The organism is Streptomyces sp. NPDC056948 (assembly GCF_042674225.1).
In the GTDB taxonomy this organism is placed as follows: Bacteria; Actinomycetota; Actinomycetes; order Streptomycetales; family Streptomycetaceae; genus Streptomyces; species Streptomyces purpurascens.
In genome coordinates, this window is the sequence record NZ_JBHUQX010000776.1 from 1 (window position 1) to 1769 (window position 1769).

Below are 1769 nucleotides of genomic sequence, written 5' to 3' on the forward strand. Positions count from 1 at the left end.
GGTCGTAGAGGGTTACTACTGTCCTCCGAAACCGAGGAGGACGGAGCCTGAGAGCGATGACCGAAGTATCGGTGGCCAAGGAAGATGTGGCCGCGACCGGCGAACTGGTCGTCCTGAAGAGCGTCAACAAGCACTTCGGCGCGTTGCACGTACTCCAGGACATCGACATGACGATCGCCCGCGGCGAAGTCGTCGTGGTCATCGGGCCCTCCGGGTCCGGAAAGTCCACCCTGTGCCGCACCATCAACCGCCTGGAGACGACCGACTCCGGCACGATCACGATCGACGGCAAGCCGCTGCCCCACGAGGGCAAGGAGCTGGCCAAGCTCCGGGCCGATGTCGGAATGGTCTTCCAGTCCTTCAACCTCTTCGCGCACAAGACCGTGCTCGAGAACGTGATGCTCGGCCAGATCAAGGTCCGCAAGAAGGACAAGAAGGCGGCCGAGGAGCGGGCTCGTGCCCTGCTCGACCGGGTCGGTGTGGGCGCACAGGCCGAGAAGTACCCCGCACAGCTCTCCGGCGGCCAGCAGCAGCGCGTCGCGATCGCGCGGGCGCTGGCCATGGAGCCGAAGGTCATGCTCTTCGACGAGCCGACCTCCGCGCTCGACCCCGAGATGATCAACGAGGTGCTGGAGGTCATGCAGCAGCTCGCCCGCGACGGCATGACCATGATCGTCGTCACCCATGAGATGGGCTTCGCACGATCGGCTGCAAACCGCGTGGTGTTCATGGCGGACGGCCGAATCGTCGAGGAGGCTGCGCCCGACCAGTTCTTCAGCAACCCGCGTAGTGACCGTGCCAAGGACTTCCTGTCGAAGATCCTGCACCACTGACGGCGCACTCCGCGTGCGACGCGCCCCGCGTCGCACGCCCTGACGGCCCGCATCTCTTCACCAGCCAAAGGATGTCCATCATGAAGCTCCGCAAGGTCACCGCCGCCTCGGCCACCATCTTCGCCCTCGCCCTCACCGCCACCGCGTGCGGCGGCAACAACAGCACGGGCGGCGATTCCGGCTCCGACGGTGGCAAGACGATCACTGTCGGCATCAAGTTCGACCAGCCCGGCCTCGGCCAGAAGACGCCGCAGGGTTACGCCGGCTTCGACGTCGACGTCGCCACGTACGTCGCGAAGAAGCTCGGTTACAACGCGGACCAGATCGAGTGGAAGGAAGCGAAGAGCGCCGACCGCGAGACCATGCTGCAGCGTGGTGACGTCGACTTCATCGCCGCGACCTACTCGATCACCCCGGAGCGCCAGGAGAAGGTCGACTTCGCCGGCCCGTACCTGCTGGCGCACCAGGATGTGCTGGTCCGCGCCGATGACAACAAGATCAAGTCGCCAAAGGACCTGAACAACGCCAAGCTCTGCTCGGTGACCGGCTCCACCTCGGCGCAGAACGTCAAGGAGAAGCTGGCGCCGAAGGCGCAGCTGCAGCCGTACCCGACGTACTCCGCCTGCCTGCCCGGCCTGCAGAACGGTGCCGTCGACGCGCTGACCACCGACGACTCCATCCTCGCGGGTTACGCCGCCCAGTCGCAGTTCAAGGGCAAGTTCAAGCTCGGCGGCTTCAAGCTGACCAACGAGAACTACGGCATCGGCGTCAAGAAGGGCAGCGACCTCAAGGCCGACGTCAACAAGGCCCTCGAGGCCATGGTCGCCGACGGCGCCTGGCAGAAGGCCGTGGACAAGAACCTCGGCCCGGCGAACTACAAGAACGAGCCCGCGCCGAAGATCGGCGACATCAAGAGCTGAGGCAACGCCTGACGGG

At 65.4% G+C, this 1769-nt stretch carries 2 protein-coding genes; both read left to right on the forward strand.

Going from position 1 to position 1769, the window contains the following annotated elements:
* Positions 1-56: 56 nt before the first annotated feature.
* Positions 57-833, forward strand: coding sequence for an amino acid ABC transporter ATP-binding protein (locus ACFTZL_RS44615; protein WP_382498637.1), 777 nt, complete (start codon positions 57-59; stop codon positions 831-833).
* An 80-nt stretch (positions 834-913) separates the two neighbouring features.
* On the forward strand, positions 914-1753 hold the full coding sequence (locus tag ACFTZL_RS44620; RefSeq protein ID WP_382596284.1) for a glutamate ABC transporter substrate-binding protein: 840 nt from the start codon (positions 914-916) through the stop codon (positions 1751-1753).
* Positions 1754-1769: the final 16 nt, after the last annotated feature.

Excerpts from the sequence above, each read along its gene's own strand:
- ACFTZL_RS44615 (WP_382498637.1), top strand. The coding sequence starts at position 57 with ATGACCGAAGTATCGGTGGCCAAGGAAGATGTGGCCGCGACCGGCGAA.
- ACFTZL_RS44620 (WP_382596284.1), top strand. The coding sequence starts at position 914 with ATGAAGCTCCGCAAGGTCACCGCCGCCTCGGCCACCATCTTCGCCCTC.